The organism is Paraburkholderia aspalathi, from assembly GCF_900116445.1.
GTDB classification, from domain to species: Bacteria; Pseudomonadota; Gammaproteobacteria; order Burkholderiales; family Burkholderiaceae; genus Paraburkholderia; species Paraburkholderia aspalathi.
The window spans coordinates 144,660-163,661 of the sequence record NZ_FPBH01000003.1; the positions used below are offsets into that span (position 1 = coordinate 144,660).

Here is a 19,002-nt window from a genome sequence, read left to right on the forward strand (position 1 = left end):
GCTCATAGCCGCCCTGTTCAATGCAATGGAGTCGCTTTCCCATGAACCCAACCGTCTTCCCCGCCCTGTTCGATTTCGCCGCGCAGCATCCGCAGCGTGAAACTTTTCTGTCGCTGTTACGCGAATTCGCAGCGTGCGATCCATTCCGCAGCGCATCGGTGGATGAACTGGTGCTGGACGACGATTTCTACCGGCGACCGCTGCGGCCGGAAGACTTCAACTTTCTCCAGTACCAGAAACCCGTACGCGCCGACAACGTCAGCCGGTTGCCGTCGCTCGCCACGAACCGCACGCTGTTGACGCTAAACGAGCTCGACATCGCCCGCGCACCGGGCCGCAGTCACGACCAGCAACAGCGTTGTGCTTCGTTTTACGCCGACAAACAGCGCATCATCGGCGCGCAGATCCGCCCTTACCTGGAAGCGTACGCATTCGACTATCTGGGCGATCAGGCGCAACCCGGCGAAACCCGCGCAACGCTCAGCACACGTCTCACCGCAACCCTGAATGACGAACTGCAGTTCTGGAGCACACGCTTCGACAGACTGCTGCAGCGCGACTTCCTCGAAGAAGGCTTGCGCTTCATCGTCATTCAGCGCTGGGCGACGCTGCCGTCGCGCCGTACCGCGCTGGCACGGGCTGCCGGCTCCAACTATTTCGACTGGCTCGATCCCGAACTTCGCCCGAGTCTATCGAGCCAGCTGCCGGACGACGCAACCTTCACGCGCATTGCCGGCATGTGCGGCGTCACGCGCCAGACCCATTCGTACTGGCAATTCTATCTGCCGACCACGCTGGCTCGCTGCAATCTGCTCTACGCACTCGGCTCGCGGCCGGACCGCGCATTCGCGCTCGCCGGCGCGGCGTTCGTTGCCGAGGCCGAGCATCTCGCCTTTGGCGGCGCGCTGCTCAAAGCCTGTGCCCACATCGCGCCCGGCGCCGCCGCAGGCGCTAGTGTCGAGACGTTGCGCGCGGACCTGCAAACACGCTTCGAACGCACGATCGACACGCTTATCGCGCGGCACGGCGAGCAGGCATTGCACCAGTTCGCGCAGGGCGTGGCCGGCGCGCAATTGCTGGCGCAGCGCGCACGCTGGGACCTCGGCGAACAACTGGACTGGCTATCGTCGATTGAAACGTATTGCGAGTACGCACGCCGGATCTACGACAAGATCGAGATCGATTTTCCGGACATCGACCGCGACACGTTCATCGAACCTCATGAACTCTGCTCGACCACTCACGTGCACAACGAACATCGGCTGGTCGTGATCGAAAGCGGCGACATGCTGTTCTGGGGCAACCTCGGCATGAAGCTTTCGATGCGTCCCGGCGACATGGTGCTGATTCCCGACGGGCGTCTGCACGGCTCGACCGTCGAGTCCGATTCGTGCACGTATCACCAGCCGATCATTCCGGACGAGTGGATCGCCGAACTCACCGATCCATCGACCGCGGGCAGCGCCGCCGTCACAACGGCAACCACCTGACGCACATCGGCCGGCGGGACTCGGGCCGCGCCTGAATCCCGCCCACGCCGTTCGCTCAAGGCTCGATCACAGAGCCGCCTGTCCCCCCGGATCAAGCCGTCCGGCTCGCACATCGCAAGCCGGCGTTAGCACACGCACATCTGGAGCACCTGATGCAGCCTGAAAAGGACCCTGTTCGCCCGAATCTCGAAAGCGACACGATTGACGTATCCGACTGGTGCTCCCGCATCATCCTGGGGCGCCGAGTGGGCGCAAGCACGTTCGATCGTGCGTTACCCGACTGGTTGCCTGCGTCGTACGAGCGCCTGCGCGCCGACGTGATGGACCCGGGTTATCCATGCTTCTTCGGCACCCAGGCGGAAAAGCGCGGCGAAATGTTCTACTCGTGGGTCGACGGCAAGGACATCTCGTCACTGCCGGACACCATGGCGGCCTTTGCCGAACTCGCCACGCTGCCGCAGTACGAAAAGAACAACATCGCAATCTTTTTCGAGCCCGACACACAGCCGCTTTCGCACGAGGCCTATCACGACGCGTTCTGGCACACGCTGCAATATCTCCACGACCGCGACCCCGATCCCAAGGTGGGGCAGCAACTCGACCCGTCGCATCCGGATTGGGAGTTTTCCTTCGCCGGTCTGGAGACTTTTGTCGTGTGCGCGTGCCCGTCGTTCGGCGCGCGTCACAGCCGCAATCTCGGGCCCGGCATGGTGCTGCTGTTCCAGCCGCGCGCCGTGTTCGTCGATAAGGTCACGAACCGGGCAATCAGCACACAGGCGCGCTCCGAAGTGCGCCGCCGCCTGAACATCTGGGACGAAGTGCCACCGCACGCCGATCTCGGCTATTTCGGCGACACGGACAATCGCGAGTGGAAGCAATATTTTCTGCCCGACGACGAAACACCGAACTTCGGCGCGTGCCCGTTCCTGCGGCGCAATCCTGGCTTGATGCAAGCCGCGATCGAATCGAACCAGCACGGCGGGACGCAGGCGGCGCCGCCCGCATCGACCTTAACGAGCGCACATTCGGCGGTAGCGAAGCCGCCAGCGACCTTGCTCGACGCGCTCGCCGGGCACCTCGAACGGCAACCTGGGCAGATCGCCATCCGCTTTCTCGCCGACGGCGAACGCGACGAGCGCACGCTGACCTATCGCGAACTCGACACCCGCGCCCGTGAACTCGCCGCCACATTGCGTAGCCACGCCGCGCCAGGCGACCGGGCCATGTTGCTGCTGCCGTCGGGACTCGACTACCCGGTCGCGTTTCTCGCCTGTCTGCATGCCGGCATTGCGGCCGTACCGGTGTATCCGCCCGAGCCCACCCAGGCGCAGCAATTCGAACGGCTGCTGGCGATTCTCGACGACGCCCAGCCACGTCTGCTGCTCACCGACCTGGCGCACGCGGACGCCGTTCACGCGCTCGCCGACGAGTACGCGCAGCCTGGCAGCGAAGCCGTCACACCGCTCACGCTGCCGGTCGACGACCCGATGCGCAGCAACGCCGCAACGTCGAACGCACCCATTGACATCGACGGTACGACGATCGCCTTTCTGCAATACACCTCGGGTTCGACCAGCACCGCGAAAGGCGTCATGGTCAGCCACGCGAACCTCGTCGCGAACGAACGCGCGATCAGCGCCGCCATGGCCTTCACGCCCGCCGATACGATGGTCAGCTGGCTGCCGCTGTTTCATGACATGGGTCTGATCGGCGGCCTTATCGCGCCGCTGTTCGGTGGCTTTCCGCTCGTCCTGATGACGCCGCAGCATTTTCTCGAAGCACCGATCCGCTGGTTGAAGGCGATTGCCGCGTATCGCGGCACGGTCAGCGGCGGGCCGAATTTTGCGTTCCAGTTGTGCGCCGATCGCGTACGCGCCGCACAACTCGAAGGGATCGCACTCGACAGTTGGCGCGTCGCCTTCTGCGGGGCAGAGCCGATTCGGGCCGAGACGCTCAGCCAGTTCGCCGGCCATTTCGCCGCACAAGGTTTCGACGCCAACGCGCTCTTCCCCTGCTACGGTCTCGCCGAAGCCACCCTGCTCGTGAGCGGTGCCGAGCCCGGCAAGGGGATGACCGTGCGCCACGTCGCGCCGCAAGCGCTCAGCGAGGGTGCGCTCAACACGACGGGCGAAGGCGTCGTGCTAGTGAGTTGCGGGCGGGTTCCTCAAGCGCATAGCGTGCGCGTCGTCGAGTCCGGATCGCATGCAGTGCTTGATGATGGTCGGATCGGCGAAATCTGGGTCAGCGGGCCGAGCGTCGCAACCGGCTATTGGCAAAATCCGCAAGCGAGCGCCGAAACGTTCGTGACAGGCGACGCGCCGGCTGAACGCTGGCTGCGTACCGGCGACCTCGGTTGCGTGCTGGACGGCGAATTGTTCGTCACCGGCCGCGTCAAGGATCTGATCATCGTCCGTGGACAAAACACTTATCCGCAGGATGTCGAGGCGATGCTCGCGAAGCGGGTCGAACGCGTTCGCAAAGGCCGGATCATCGCGTTCGCGGCAACAGAGAATGGCACTGAAGGCATCGGCATCGCCGCCGAAGTTTCACATGCCGTCGCAAAGGCCGATCCCACCGAACTCTTTGCACAGATCAATCGGGCGATTGCCGAAACCCACGGCGAACCGGCTAGCGTGATTCTGTTGCTTGCGCCCGGCAAGCTGCCGCGCACCTCGAGTGGCAAACTGCGCCGCAGCGCCTGCGCCGCCGGCTGGCGCGAACGCTCGCTGCCCACGGTTGCCGTCTATCGGCGTGCCGGGGATGTGGGCGCCACGCTGGCACGCGCGCCCTATCGCGCACCGGCGTCAGCGCTGGAGCACAGTCTGGCCGGGGTATGGGAGGCCGTATTCGGGCACGCACGGGTCGGCATCGACGACGACTTCTTCGATCTCGGCGGCGACTCGCTGAAAGCCGCACGACTGACCGCGCGGATCGGCGAGACATTCGGCGTGGTCCCCCCCGTGCGACTCGTTTTCGAGGCACGTACAGTTGCGCTGCAAGCCAGTTGGCTGGCACAGCAAAACGCGAGCGCCTCGGCCGCAACGCTTGTGCAGACCGACGCCACCGGCACGCATGCCGGCGTCGTCGCGACCGGCGCGACGTTCCCACTGTCGCCGGCCCAGGAAGGTCTCTACTTCGAGTGGAAGCTCGATCCGGCGAGCACCGCGTATCACGTGTCCGGTGCCGTGCGTGCGCGCGGCGCACTCGACGCAGCGCGGCTGCACGACGCCCTCGCGCAAGTCTGCGCGAGTCACGACGCGCTGCGGGTGCGCTTCGACGAACACGACGGCGTGCCGCATCAGGTTTGCAGCGCCGCGCCGCGCTTCGACTGGCACGTCGCCGACGTCACGTCGTTCGATGCCGCGAGCCGCGAGGCGCATCTCCAGGATCATCTGATCGCGGTTGCGCACGCGCCCTTCGATCTTCGCGAGGACGCGTTGCTGCGCGCCACGCTCGTGCGTGTGGGCCCGGACGAGCACGTGCTGCAACTGACAATGCATCACATCGTCGCCGACGCGTGGTCGTTCAAGCTGGTCGTCGAGTCGCTGTTTCAGTGCTACGAAGGACGCGAGGCGTCCCCCGGCGCCCAGACTTCCACGTATTTCGCCAGCATCGAGCACGCACGCCGTGTCCTGAGCGCCACGCGCAGTGACGAACAACTCGCCTATTGGCGCGCGCAACTCGGCGACACACGCGCGGAAATCATTCTGTCGGGTGCCCGTCGCGACGCGACACGCGCGTCGGCCGGTGCTCGCGTCACGCGGCGCCTGCCGGCCGAATGCATCGCGCGCGCCGGCCACCTTGCACGCAACCACGGCGTCACGCTGCCGATGACGCTGATGGCCGCCTTCGCCGCGCTGCTCTATCGCTACGGCGGGCAGACCGATATCCGCATCGGCGTGCCGCTGAATAGCCGACGCGACGCCGCCACCGAAAGCACGATCGGCTACTTCGTCAATACGATCGTGGTGCGCGTTGCGCTCGCGGGCGCACTGTCGTTCGACGCTCTGTTGCGCCGTACGCGCGACGCCCTGCTCGACGCGCAAGCGAATCAGGACGTGCCGTTCCATCGCGTGGTCGCAGCTTTGCAACCGCATCGCGAACGGGGGCAAACGCCGCTGTTCCAGACCGTGTTCAACTTCGACCAGGTCGACTGGCGCGACGCCCTGCATTCGACGACGCTGCAATTGCAGCGCTTCGAGCACGGCGCCGAGGCGACCCCGTTCGATCTCGCGCTGAATCTCGCGCGCGACGATAACGGCGTGCAGATCGCATTCGACTTTCCGGTCGATCTGTTCGACGGCGAAACCGTCGAGCAACTGGCCGATGCGTATCTCGCCATCGTCGCGCAGGCGGTCGAAGGCGCGAGCCTCGACGTACGCGATTTCGTCTTGCACCAGCCGGCCGCCACGCATGCCGATTCGCAGCATACGCTGGCCGCCGGAACGGCTGAAACGGCCGAAGCCGTGCCTTTGCCGGTCACCGTCCAGTTCGCCCACGCGGCCAACACTCATCCGCAACGGATCGCGCTCGAATGCGACGCGCAGCAACTGAGCTACGGCGCGCTCGACCGCTGGTCGGACCAACTCGCGCAGCGCCTGCTGGAAGCCGGCATCGGCGCCGACGCGTGCGTGGGCCTGTGCGTCGAACGCTCGCCCGCCCTGATCGCCGCCCTGCTCAGCATCTGGAAGGCCGGCGCGGCGTTCGTGCCGCTCGATCCGGTCTATCCGGCCGAACGCCTTCGCCACATGCTCGACGATGCACGGGTACGCATGGTCGTCGGCGACAGCGCCTGTCTTGGCGGACTCGCCGACGTCTTCAGCGCCTGCGCGACACTCGACATCGATGCGGCACCGATTCTCGATCTGTCTCAGCCAGTACGTCATTTCGCGACCTCGCATCCGGAACAGCTTGCCTACGTCATCTACACCTCCGGTTCGACCGGCATGCCGAAAGGCGTCGCCATCAGCCATGGCGCCCTGGCGCGGCATCTCGCCGACTTTATCGCCACCTACGCCATTACCGAACACGATTGCCAACTGCAATCGTCCACGATCAACTTCGACGTCGCCTTGCATGAGATGCTGCCCGCACTGATGCGGGGGGGCCGCGTCGTCATGCGCGGTCCGCAGGCGTGGGACCTTGCCACCTTGAGCCAGCGCCTGATCGACTCGCGCGTCACCTTCGCGCGCATGCCGACCGCCTATTGGCAGCAGTGGCTGCAAACGCCGCCCGCTCGCGAGAGCCTGAGTGCATTGCGGCAGATCACCGTCGGCGGCGAGGCGCTGCCGGGTGACGCGCTGGCGCGTTGGAACGCCGGCCCGCTACGCGGGATTCACGTCGACAATCTGTACGGCCCGACCGAAACGACGGTCGCCTGCCTCTACCGCCGTACCGGCCCGGCCGACGTCGAACAACCCATCGTGCAGATCGGCGTGCCATTCCCGTCGCGCAGCGCGCAGGTGGTCGACGCCGATGGCAATGCCGTGCCGGTCGGTGCCGTGGGCGAACTGTGCATCGGCGGCACCACGCTCGCGCGCGGCTACATCGGCCAGGCCGCCCTGACGGCCGAGCGCTTCGTGCCGGACCCGCACGGCGTGCCCGGTTCACGCTGCTACCGCAGTGGCGACCTGTGCCGCCGCCGCGCCGACGGCGGCTTCGATTTCCTTGGCCGGATCGACCGGCAGATCAAGCTACGGGGTTTTCGCATCGAGCCCGGCGAGATTGAAGCCATGCTGCGGCAATGCGAAGGCGTGCGCGATGCCGCCGTCGAAGCGCGCAGCAAGGATGGCCATCTGCGTTTGATCGGCTATGTGGCCGGCGCCGACTCACTCAATTTGGGCGCGTTGCGCGATACGCTCGAAGCACGCCTGCCGGCCCACATGGTGCCGGCCGTGTTGATGCAACTCGCGACGCTGCCGCTGATGCTGAACGGCAAGGTCGACCGGAGCGCCTTGCCCGACCCGAAGGAGTCCAGCGGGCATGGTGAAGGCGAGCTTGCCGCTCGTGCGCCACGCAACCAGCAGGAAGCCGAATTGCTGGCGATCTGGCGCGCCGTGTTGGGCACGGACGCCATCGGTATCGACGACAATTTCTTCGCCATCGGCGGCGACTCGATCCTGAGCCTGCAGGTGGTTGCGCGGGCCGCGCAGCGCGGCCTGCATTTCAACCTTAAACAGTTCTACGCACAGCCGGTCATCGCGCGACTCGCCCAGTTGCCACCCAGCGCCGAATCGGGCAGCGCGAGCGCGCTCGCACTGCCGGCCGAGCGGCACGTACCCCTGCCGCTCACGCCGATTCAGGCCTGGTTCTTCGAGCGCTTTCCGCACGGTGAGTCGCACTGGAATCAGACGGTCGCATTGCGCGTGCAAGGCGAACTCGATGCGGCCTTAGTCGCCCAGGCGCTGCACGCGGTCGTCGTCGCGCACGATGCGCTGCGCCTCAAATTCTTCCGTGACGCTCACGGCTGGCAGCAACAGGTGCAAGCATCCGCTTCAGTGCCGGACGCCGGCGCGTTGCTCGACGTGATCGATGTCGACGGAGGCACCGAGTCCCCGCAATGGCCCGAGCGTCTGCTCGCGATCGGCACGCCGTTGCAGCAAAGCCTCGATATCGAAGCCGGACGCCTGATCAAAGCGGCGTACGTCAGACTGCGCGGCGAAGGCCGTCTGTTGCTGACGATCCATCATCTGGCTGTCGATGGCATGTCGTGGCGCGTGCTGCTCGAATCGTTCCAGTTGGCCTACGAACAGCTTGCCCAGCAGCAGCCGGTTACGTTGTCGGGCGGCTTGCCCTGGAGCGCATGGGTCGCGTTGCAGCAGAGCGCGCCCGAAGCGGCGGCGCTCGACGCGGAATACGCGTCATGGCAACGCATGCTGGCAGCGCAGTGCTTGCGTGAAACCGCACTGCCGGATGACAAAAAAGCAGCGCTTGTCAGTGGTTCGCCAGCCTGGCAGGCAAAGCAGGCGGATGAGCAGCGCCGGGTTCGCGATAGCGCAACGCACACACTGCAGTTGTCCGCGGAGCTCACCTCTACGCTGCTGCGCGACGCGCCCTTCGCCGCACGCACCACAACCGAAACACTGCTGCTCGCCGCGCTGAGCGCATCGCTCGGTCAATGGAGCGGCGCAGACGGCGCCTTGCTGTCGCTAGAAGGCCATGGCCGCGAATTTCACAGCAGCGATCCGCAGGACGTGCAGACAAGCACGTATGAAAGCCGTAGCGCCGCGCACGACACGAGCCGCACGGTCGGCTGGTTCACCACGCGCTATCCGGCATGGTTCGATCTGCGAAGCGACCCACTCGTCGCGGCGACCCGCACCTTGCGCGCCATTCCGTCACGCGGCGTAAACTGGCACCACATGCGCGAACGTTTCGCCGAAGCGATCGCCAGGCCGCAGATCAGCTTCAACTATCTCGGCCGCTTCGATCAGAGCCTGCCGCAAACCGGCGCACTCGCGGGCGTGCTCTCGTTCGCGCTCGACGAGCCGCTCGGCGCCGCGATCGCCGACCACACGCCGCTCGAGTACGCGCTCGATATCAATGCGTGGGTGTCGAATGGCCGCTTGACAGCCACCCTGCGCTACGACCCGGCGCAGATCTCGCCGGATGTCGCTCAAGCGCTCGCAACCGATTTCGAGGCGCAACTCGCCGCGCTCGCTGCGCGCAGCATGAAGGGCGACGTCCCGCTCGATACCGCCGACTTCCCGCTCGCGCGACTCGATCAGCCCGCGCTCGACGCACTGCGGCTCGACGCCGCGAACGTCCAGGATATCTACCCGGCCACACCCTTGCAAAAGGGCCTGTTATTCCACGCGCTGATGGACGACGGCCACGGCCTCTACGTCAATCAGTTGCGGCTGACCCTCGCAGGTCCGCTCGATCGCGACGCGCTGCGCGAGGCATGGGCCGCCGCGCTCGCGCGGCACGATATTCTGCGCACGCGTTTCGTCGTGCCCGCCGGCGCCGATCCGTTGCAACTCGTGCAGCGCAGCGCCGCGTTGCCGTTCGTCGAATACGACTGGTCCGACTGCGACCCGGCACAGTATGAGCGCGACCTGCAAGTCTGGTGCGACGCCGACCGTCAACGCGGATTCGATCCGGCCCACGCACCACTCCTGCGTCTTGCGCTTTTCACGCGTCCGGACGGCTGTCACGATCTGGTCCGCACGATTCATCACGCGTTGCTCGATGGCTGGAGCAGCGCGCAACTGCTGGGCGAGATCGCCGACGACTACGTCGCGCGCGTCGCCGGGCAGCCGTTACCGCAGCCCGAAGTCTTGCCGTACCGCCGCTACGTGGAATGGCTGTCCGCCCAGACGCCGCCACGCGACTGGTGGCTGGCGCAACTCGCCCGCCATCCCGAACCGGCCACCTTGCTGCAACATCAGCCGCTGGCCGCCGGCGCAACGCGCGAACACGGCGCGTCGCTGACGCTCACGCAGCAACTGGGCGAGGCACTCGTCGCGCGGGTGCGCGAAGCGGCGCAGCGCCATCGCGTTACCGTCAATACGCTGGTGCAGGCTGCCTGGGCACTCGTGCTCGCGCGGCGCGGCAATCGCCGCCACGTTGCATTCGGAAGTACTGTCGCGGGACGTCCCACGCAGTTGCAAGGCGCCGGCCGGATGGTCGGCCTCTTCATCAACAGCTTGCCCGTATGGATCGAAGTCCCGGCCGCGCAACGCGTATCGACGTGGTTGTCCACGCTGCACACCGCGCAGGCGGAGCGCCACCAGGCCGAGCATACGTCGCTGGCCGATCTGCAGCACTGGAGCGGCAAAAGCGGCGACGCGCTGTTCGACAGCCTGCTCGTGTTCGAAAACTATCCGGTCGACGCCGCGTTACGTGGCCGCTTCGGCAGTCTGAGCGTAAGCCGGGTCGAATCGACCGAACGCACTCACTATCCGCTGACCATGCTGGTTTCGAACGACGCGCAAGGCCGCGTCGTCTGGCTCGCCGATGGCGCGCGGATCACAATGCCGCTACTGTCCCGGCTCGCCGACGACTGGCGTGACGTGCTCGCCGCGCTGAGCGACGCCGACGACCCGGCAGTCGGCAACATCATGCCGCGCGGCAACGTGGCCGCCGAGGCGTCGCGTGAGGTGCTGCGCCGCGTCGCCGGCCATCGTTTCCAGCCGATCGGCGCACGCCTCGCCGCGCAGGCCGCGCGCAAACCGGCGGCACCGGCCCTCGGTTGCGAAGGCGACGCGCTGAGCTATGCCGCACTCGATGCCTGGTCGAACCGCATCGGCCGCCGCCTCAAGTCGCTCGGCGCGCGCGCGGAGCAACGGATCGGCTTGTGTGTCGAACGTTCGAACGCGCTGGTCGCCGGTTTGTACGGCATCACCAAAACGGGCGCCGCCTATGTGCCGCTCGACCCGCATCATCCGCCGCACCGTCTGCGCCGCATCCTCGACGATGCCGGCATCGATCTCGTCGTCACCGACGACGCCAGCGCAACCCGACTCGCCGATTGCCTCGCCGGCCGCACGCTGGTGCGCGTCAGCGACGTGCACAACGAAGCGTCGCAGGGCTGGCCGCAGCCGGTCGAACCGCAGCAGGCCGCCTATGTGATCTACACATCCGGCTCGACCGGCGAACCGAAGGGCGTGTGCGTGACGCACGCGAGTCTCGACCGCCTGCTCGCGAGCGTCGCCGCGCACCTCGATTTCGACGACAGCGACGTCTGGCTCAGCGTGACCACGCTATCGTTCGACATTGCCGGACTGGAGTTGCATCTGCCGCTCACGCGCGGCGCGCGCGTCGAACTGGCCTCGCGCGACACGGTGCTCGATGGCGCCCGTCTGCTGCGGCTCATGCAGCAAAGCGGCGCCACCGTCATGCAGGCGACGCCAGCGGGCTGGCGCATGCTACTCGACAGTGAAGCGCGCGCCGGCCTCGTCTTGCGCGGCCCACTGCAGGCGCTATGCGGCGGCGAAGCGCTGCCGGCCGATCTGGCGGCCGCGCTGCTCGAACGCGGTATGACGCTCTCCAATATGTATGGCCCGACCGAGACGACGATCTGGTCGAGCATGGCGCCGGTCACAAGCGCCGCACCCATCACACTGGGTGAGGCGCTGCACGATACCGCGTTGCGCGTACTCGATCCAGACGGCTTGCCGACGCCGCCCGGTGCGGTGGGGGAGTTGTGCATCGGCGGCGACAACCTCGCGCGCGGTTATCTCGGCCGCGCGGCCTTGACCGCCGCGAGCTTCGTGCCCGACCCGTTCGGCGCGCCCGGCGCGCGGCTCTATCGCAGCGGCGACCTGTGCCGGCGCCGCGACGACGGCGGTCTCGATTATCTCGGCCGCCTCGATCAGCAATTGAAGCTGCGCGGACACCGGATCGAGCCGGCCGAAATTGAAGCCGCGCTGCGCACGCTGGACGAGGTACGCGACGCAGCCGTGGTCCTGCGTCACGACGGCGACGCGCCTCATCTCGTTGCATATGTAGTCTGTGCAGACGGTCACGTGGCCGATCACACGCAATGGCGTAGCGCGCTGGCCGAGCGTCTGCCGGCAGCGCTGATTCCGTCCGCGTGGGTCGTACTCGACGCGTTGCCGCTCACGTCGAGCGGTAAGCTCGATCGGCGTAGCCTGCCCGCGCCCGCCGCCGATACCGCCACGCTGATCGCGCCGCGCAACGCGCTCGAAGCGCAGTTGCTGACGATCTGGCGCGCGCTGCTGCCGTCCGCCGCACTCGGTGTCACGACGGATTTCTTCGCGGCGGGCGGCGATTCGATCGTTAGTCTACGGATGGTCGGCGCCGCCTTGAACGCAGGCCTCGCGCTGACGCCGAAGCAGGTGTTTCAGCACCCGACCATCGAGCAGTTGGCGCGAGTCGCCACGCCTGTCGAGCAAGCGGCCGCAAACGCGCCAAATCCTGCCGCTACGCCCACGAACCCGCCGCCTGACGAAACACTCGATGCCGCATTGAGCGACGCACTGCAATTGACCGAGACTCAACGCGCGGCGCTGCAAGACCTGTGCATCGCAACGCCACTGCAACAAGGCCTGATATCGCTCGCTCAACGTTCGGCGCGCGACCCCTACTATTTGCAACGCGTGTTCGAACTGAACGGGCCGTTCGCAGCCGACGCGTTCGTCTCTGCATGGCAAAGTGCGATAGACCGGCATCCCGCGCTACGTACCGACTTCCGTTGGGACGGCCTCGACGCTCCCGTGCAACTGGTGCGCAAGCATGCCGCCGTCGACGTGCGCTCGCTCGACTGGCGCCATCTGAGCGAAGGCGACGCGCGCGACGCCCTGGCGACCCAATGGCGCGAGGTGCAGGCACGCGGTTTCGATTTTGCGCAGACTTCGCACGCGCAGTTGCTGTTGATCGAGCGCGGCACGCAATGCCGCTGGTTCGTGTGGCGCTTCCATCACGCGCAACTCGACGGCTGGAGCATCGGGCTCGTGCTGCGCGACGTGCTGCAAGCATACGACGCCGCACTGAGCCGCACCTCCTCGATACCCACGCCAAACGCCGCGCCAGCATTCAGCCACTACGTGCGCTGGCTCGAGCAGCAGAATCGCGACGGCGACGCGCTGGCGCAATGGCGTCCGCTGCTCGCGGACTGGTCGCGCACGCCGCTGCCGCTGGCGGCCTCATCACACGCTCCGCACATTCCACACGCTTCACACGCAGACGCTAGCCTGCCCGACAGCGCCGACCACGGACAGCCGCTCGAACACACCGTGCGGCTGCCGCAAGCACTAACGGCGCAGGCCGAACAATTCGCCCGCGCTGCCGGTGTCACGTTGAACACGCTGATCCAGGGCGCGTGGGCCTGGCTGCTGTCGCGTCACGCGAACCGGCGCGAAGTCTCGTTCGGCGTCACCGTGTCGGGCCGCGGTGACGGCTGGCCGGGCGCCGGCGACACGGTGGGCCTGTTCATCAATACCTTGCCGCTGTCGGTTGAATTGCCGCCGGCGATGACCGTGCACGCCTGGCTGGCGGCACTGCAATCGCGCAATCTCGCGTTGCAGGAACTCGCGCAGACGCCGCTCGCGCAATTGCAGCGCGAGATCACCGGCGCCGCGGGCGAACCCCTGTTCGAGAGCATCTTCGTATTCGAGAACTATCCGCTCGATGCATCGCTGCGCACGCCGCTCGTGCATGGTCTCGCGATCGAGCGGCTCGCCACCGGCGCGGACGGTCATGCGCACGATGGCCGCAATCATTTCCCGCTGAGCCTGATCGCGGTACCGGGCGATGAATTGACGCTGACGCTCGCCGCGCAATCGCAGCGCTTCGACGGCGCGACCGTGCGGCGTCTGCTCGCGCAATTGCAGCAGGCGCTCGCGATGTTCACGGCCAATGCCGCGCGCGCGCTCGGCGCACTGCATCTGCCCAGCGACGCGCAAATCACCGGGAGCGCGAAAGACATCACGTCGGCGCGGTCGACGCCAGAAACCGCGGCGTCGGCAGCATGGCAAGGCGGCCTGCTCAAGCGCATCGCCCAGCATGCGCACAGCCAACCCACCGCAATCGCATTGCATGATGAAACCCGCACCCTCGACTGGGCGACGCTCTGGCGTCTGTCCGGCGCCCTCGCCGCGCGCCTCGCCGCAGCCGGTGTGCGTACCGAAACAACCGTGGCCGTCGTCTTGCCGCGCCGCGCGGAATTGATCGTTGCAATGCTCGCCGTGTGGCGCGCGGGCGGCGTCTATGCGCCGTTCGATCCGGCCGCGCCAGGCGAACGGCTCGGTTGGCAAATCCGCGATGCCGAGGCGCATTGCCTGATCGCAGATGCAGATGCCGACTGGCGTCCGGACAACGTGGCGCTGGTGGCATGCACGCCCGAATGCGAATCCATGCCGGGCGCCGCATCGGCCACATTGCCGACACCGGCCGCCCTGCCTGCCGATCTCGCTGCCTACCTGATCTACACGTCCGGCTCGACCGGCTCGCCGAAGGGCGTGCTGGTCTCGCACCGCTCGCTTGCCGCGTACACCGAGGCGCTACTCGCCCGTCTGCCCGATGGCATTCGCAGCGCCGCGTATCTGTCGACACCGGCCGCCGATCTCGGCCACTCGACCTTGATGGCGGCGCTGTGGTCGGGCTGGACCCTGCAGTTGATCGACGATCGGCGTGCCTTCGATGCCGACGCGTACGCCGATTGGTGCCGCACGCATCCGGCCGATCTGCTCAAGATCGCGCCAAGCCATCTCGAAGGCCTGCTTCATGCGGCGGATGCGCACGCGGTATTGCCGAAGCGCGCGTTGCTGCTGGGTGGAGAAGCCAGCTCCCGTGCACTGCTCGAGCGTGTCTCGCTGCTGCAACCCGAGTGCGCCATTCTTGGCCACTATGGACCGACCGAGTCGACCGTCGGCATCATGACGTCCGAACGCGGCGCCGATGACGGATTGCCGCTTGGCCGCCCACTGGATCACGCGCGCGTCTATCTGCTCGACCCCGACGGTCATCCCGCCCTGCCGGGCGCTCGTGGCGAAATCCACGCGGGCGGTGTCGCGCTGGCGCGCGGCTATCGGCAGCAAGCGGCGCTCACCGCCGGTCGATTCGTGCCCGATCCGTTCGTGCCCGGCGCACGCGTCTATCGCACCGGCGATCAGGCGCGCCGGCTCGACGACGGTCAGCTTGAATTCCTCGGCCGCGTCGACGATCAACTGAAAATTCGCGGCTATCGCGTCGAACCCGCCGAAGTGGCCGCGCAATTGCGCGCGCTGCCCGGTGTGCGCGACGCCGTGGTGATCGGCCGTGCGGATTCGCAGCAACGGATGCGCCTGATCGGCTACGCGGTCGGCAACAGGCTTGATGCGGAGCAATTGCGCGATGCGCTCGCCGCCCGCTTGCCGGCAGCGTTGGTGCCCGCAGTCATCTGTCTACTCGACGCGCTGCCGTTGACACGCAACGGCAAGATCGACCGCACGGCGCTGCCCGAGCCGGTAGAGCACCGGTCGGCGGACGCTAGTGCAGCGCCTGAAACGCCCTTGCAACATGCGCTGCTCGATGTCTGGCGGCAAGTGCTATGTCAAGCGGCGCTCGGTATCGACGACAACTTCTTCATGGCCGGCGGCGATTCGATCAGCGCGTTCCAGGTCGTCGCTCAGGCGCGCCGTGCTGGTCTTGTATTCACCTCGCGCGAGCTGTTTGCCCGGCCGACCGTGCGCGCCCTCTGCGCCGTCGTGCAAGTGGGTCCGGCCGGCGTCGACGGACCGTCGACGGCAGCGGTCGTACCGCTCGATGCGCACGCGCTTGCCGCGCTCGGCTTCGATCCGCTGCAGGTTCAGGATGCCTATCCGGCCACGGCAATGCAGCAGGGTCTGCTGTTCCACAGCCTGGCCCAGCCCGATAGCAGGAACGGCAACGGTGGAAGCGGCGGCATGTACGTCACGCAGCGGCGGCTGACGCTGGCCGGCTCGCTCGACATTACGCGCTTGCAGGCTGTCTGGCACCGCGCGGTTGCGCGGCACGATATTCTGCGCACGCGTTTTGAATGGCGCGACGACGATGCATGGCAAGTCGTCGAGCGGGCTGTCGAATTGCCGTTCGGTGTGTACGGCGCGGGAGCAGAAACCGCTGCGGCATACGAAACGCGACTCGCCGCGTGGATGCACGACGACCTCGCGCGCGGCTTCGATCTGGCGCGCGCGCCGCTGATGCGCGTCGATCTGTTCGCACGGCCCGATGGCGCTCACGATCTCATCTGGACCACTCACCATGCGCTGATCGATGGCTGGAGCGCCGCGCGTTTGCTCGCGGAAATTGGCGAGGGGTATCGTGGGTCGGATGCGTCGGGTGCACCGGAAGTGTCGCTGAATAACTCGCGCGCCGAGCCGGTGCAACGCGCTACGCCGTATCGCGCTTACGTCGAATGGCTTGCGGCACAACCGGACGCCCGCGCGTGGTGGTCCGCAGCCGCAGCGGCTTGCGAAGACCCGGCGACGCTGACGACCTCCGTCGCGGGACCCGCCGTCCCTCAGCCTGGCGCCTATCGTTTGGATCGCGAACTGGGTGCGGCACGCGACGCGCGTCTGCGCGCGGCCGCCAGCACCTTTGGCATCACGCTCAATACGCTGATGCAGAGCGCGTGGGCGCTGCTGCTCGCGCGACACGGCAATCGCGAACAGGTGGCGTTCGGCACGACCGTGTCTGGGCGGCCCGAATCGCTCGACGGCGCCGAACAGATGCTGGGGCTGTTCATCAACAGCTTGCCGGTGTGGGCGAGCGTGCCTGGGGCCGAGGACGTCGGCGGCTGGTTGCGTCGCATGCAGACGCAGTCGGTCGAGATGCGCCGCCATGAACACACGCCGCTCGCGCAATTGCAGCGCTGGGTCGGGCGCAGCGGTGATGCGCTGTTCGACAGCCTGTTCGTGTTCGAAAACTATCCGCTCGATGCCGCGCTCGACGCGCTGAATATAGCCGGCGATAACGATACGGGCGACGGCTTGCGCGTGAGCGCCGTGCAGTCGATCGGTCGCACGCACTATCCGCTGACGCTGATGGTCGTGCCGCAACCCGCGCTCAAGCTCGAATGGGAATGGGACGGCTTGCGGCTCGACCAGCCTGGCGTCGAACGGTTGTCGCTGGGGTATGTCGAGTTGCTCGATCAGTTGGCGACGTGTGCCGAGGCTGAGGCGGATGCCGCACCGCGTCGCTTGCGCTCGCTGACAGTGAGTTCGCCGAAGCGCGAGGCGGTGCCGCTTGCGCGTTATACGTTTGTGCCAGTGAGCCAGCGTATTGCGCAGACCGGTGCGCGGCGACCTGATGCCGTTGCCCTTACCGGTGAGCAGGAAAGCCTCACGTATCGTGAGCTGCTTGACCGGGCTTCGGCCATCGCCCAGCGGCTGCTGCGCGACGGCGTGCAGCGCGACACCTGCGTCGCCGTCTGCGTCGCCCGTGGCCCTGCGCTGCTCGCCGCCATGCTCGGCGTGTGGCAGGCCGGCGCGGCCTATCTGCCCGTCGATCCGTCCTATCCGCCCGAGCGCATCGCCGCGATGCTCGAGGATGCGCAGGTGCTGCATGTGCTCGCCGATGCCGCTACGGTTACCGATCAGCACAGCCCCGCGCTGTTTGCCGGGCGTCAGGTGGTCGAGCTCGCCGCCGTGCGGCACGCTTCCCACTCCGGTCACCGCACCCACACACTACCCGCCCTCCACCCCGACCAGCTCGCCTACGTCATCTACACCTCAGGCTCCACCGGCAGGCCCAAAGGCGTCGGCGTCACCCACGGCGCGCTCGACCGCCTCCTCGCCAGTGTCGATCTGCGCCCCGGCCTGCGCGATGACGATCTCTGGCTCAGCGAATCGGCACCCGTGTTCGACATCTCCCTGCTCGAATTCTGTCTGCCGCTCGTGCGCGGCGTGCCGCTCGAGCTCGTCTCCTCGCAGACCGCCCGGGACGGCATCGCGCTCGCCGCTCGCCTCGAAGCGAGCCGCGCCACCGTCTTCCAGGCTACCCCCAGCGGCTGGCGCATGCTGCTCGAAGCCGGCTGGCGCGCCGATCTGTCCGTGCCGCACCGCCCGCTGCTCGGCCTGAGCGGCGGCGAACCGCTGCACCCCGATCTCGCCGCCGCGCTGATCGCCCGCGGCGTGGCCTTGTGGAATCTGTACGGCCCGACCGAGACCACCATCTATTCCGCCGGCGCCCAGGTCTTCACCGCTCAGCCCATCACTCACGGCGATCCCTTGCCCGACACCGTGCTGCGCGTGATCGACTCGCACGGCCTCGCCGTGCCCGACGGCGGACTCGGCGAACTGTGCATCGGCGGCCGCAATCTCGCGCGCGGCTATCTGCGCCGCCCGGCTCTCACCGCCGAGCGCTTCGTGCCCGATCCCGACGGCGCGCCCGGTACCCGCCTCTACCGCACCGGCGACCTCTGCCGGCTGCGCGACGATGGCCGGCCCGAACCGCTTGGCCGTCTCGACCAGCAGGTCAAGCTGCGCGGCTACCGGATCGAGCCCGGCGAGATCGAAGCCGCGCTCTGTGCCTGCGACGGCGTGAAGAACGCCGCCGTGGCGATCAGGGGCGAAGGCGCGCAGCAGCGCCTGATCGGCTACATCACCGGCACAGCGGACACCCGTGTGCTGGGAACCCGGCTCGCCCGTTCACTGCCAGCGCACATGCTGCCCTCGGCCATCGTCACGCTCGATGCGCTGCCGCTCACGCCCAGCGGCAAGCTCGACCGTCGCGCATTGCCTGAACCCGCATGGCAGGACGACGACACGCCCGTGGTCACGCCGCGCTCGCCCCGTGAAGCCGCCCTGCTCGATATCTGGCAGACCGTGCTCGGCCATCCCGTCGCCAGCGTCACCGTCAACTTCTTTGAAGCCGGCGGCGATTCGATCAGCGGCGTGCGGGTCGCCGCGCGCATCAACCAGATGGTCGCGCGCAATGTGCCGCTCGCCATGCTATTCCGTCACCCGACGATTCGCGGGCTCGCCGACTACCTCGACGCCGATGACGCGCAAGCCGACGCGGCGCAAAGCGGCGCCGCCACCCTAAGCCAACTGCTGGCAGACCTCGAGTAACCGAGTAACGCCATGGC

Annotated in this window: 2 protein-coding genes; both read left to right on the forward strand. The window is 67.2% G+C overall.

Annotated features, from left to right (window positions below; all coding sequences use genetic code 11):
• The first annotated feature begins 41 nt into the window (after positions 1–41).
• Complete coding sequence (locus tag BM438_RS05790) at positions 42–1,490, forward strand: cupin domain-containing protein (RefSeq protein ID WP_093633366.1); 1,449 nt, start codon at positions 42–44, stop codon at positions 1,488–1,490.
• A 152-nt stretch (positions 1,491–1,642) separates the two neighbouring features.
• A complete protein-coding gene (locus BM438_RS05795; RefSeq protein ID WP_093633367.1) occupies positions 1,643–18,985 on the forward strand; it encodes a non-ribosomal peptide synthetase in 17,343 nt (5,780 codons plus the stop codon).
• Positions 18,986–19,002 lie beyond the last annotated feature (17 nt).

Bases quoted from the DNA above. Each gene is read 5' to 3' on its own strand.
- BM438_RS05790 (WP_093633366.1), top strand. From the start codon at position 42: ATGAACCCAACCGTCTTCCCCGCCCTGTTCGATTTCGCCGCGCAGCAT.
- BM438_RS05795 (WP_093633367.1), top strand. From the start codon at position 1,643: ATGCAGCCTGAAAAGGACCCTGTTCGCCCGAATCTCGAAAGCGACACG.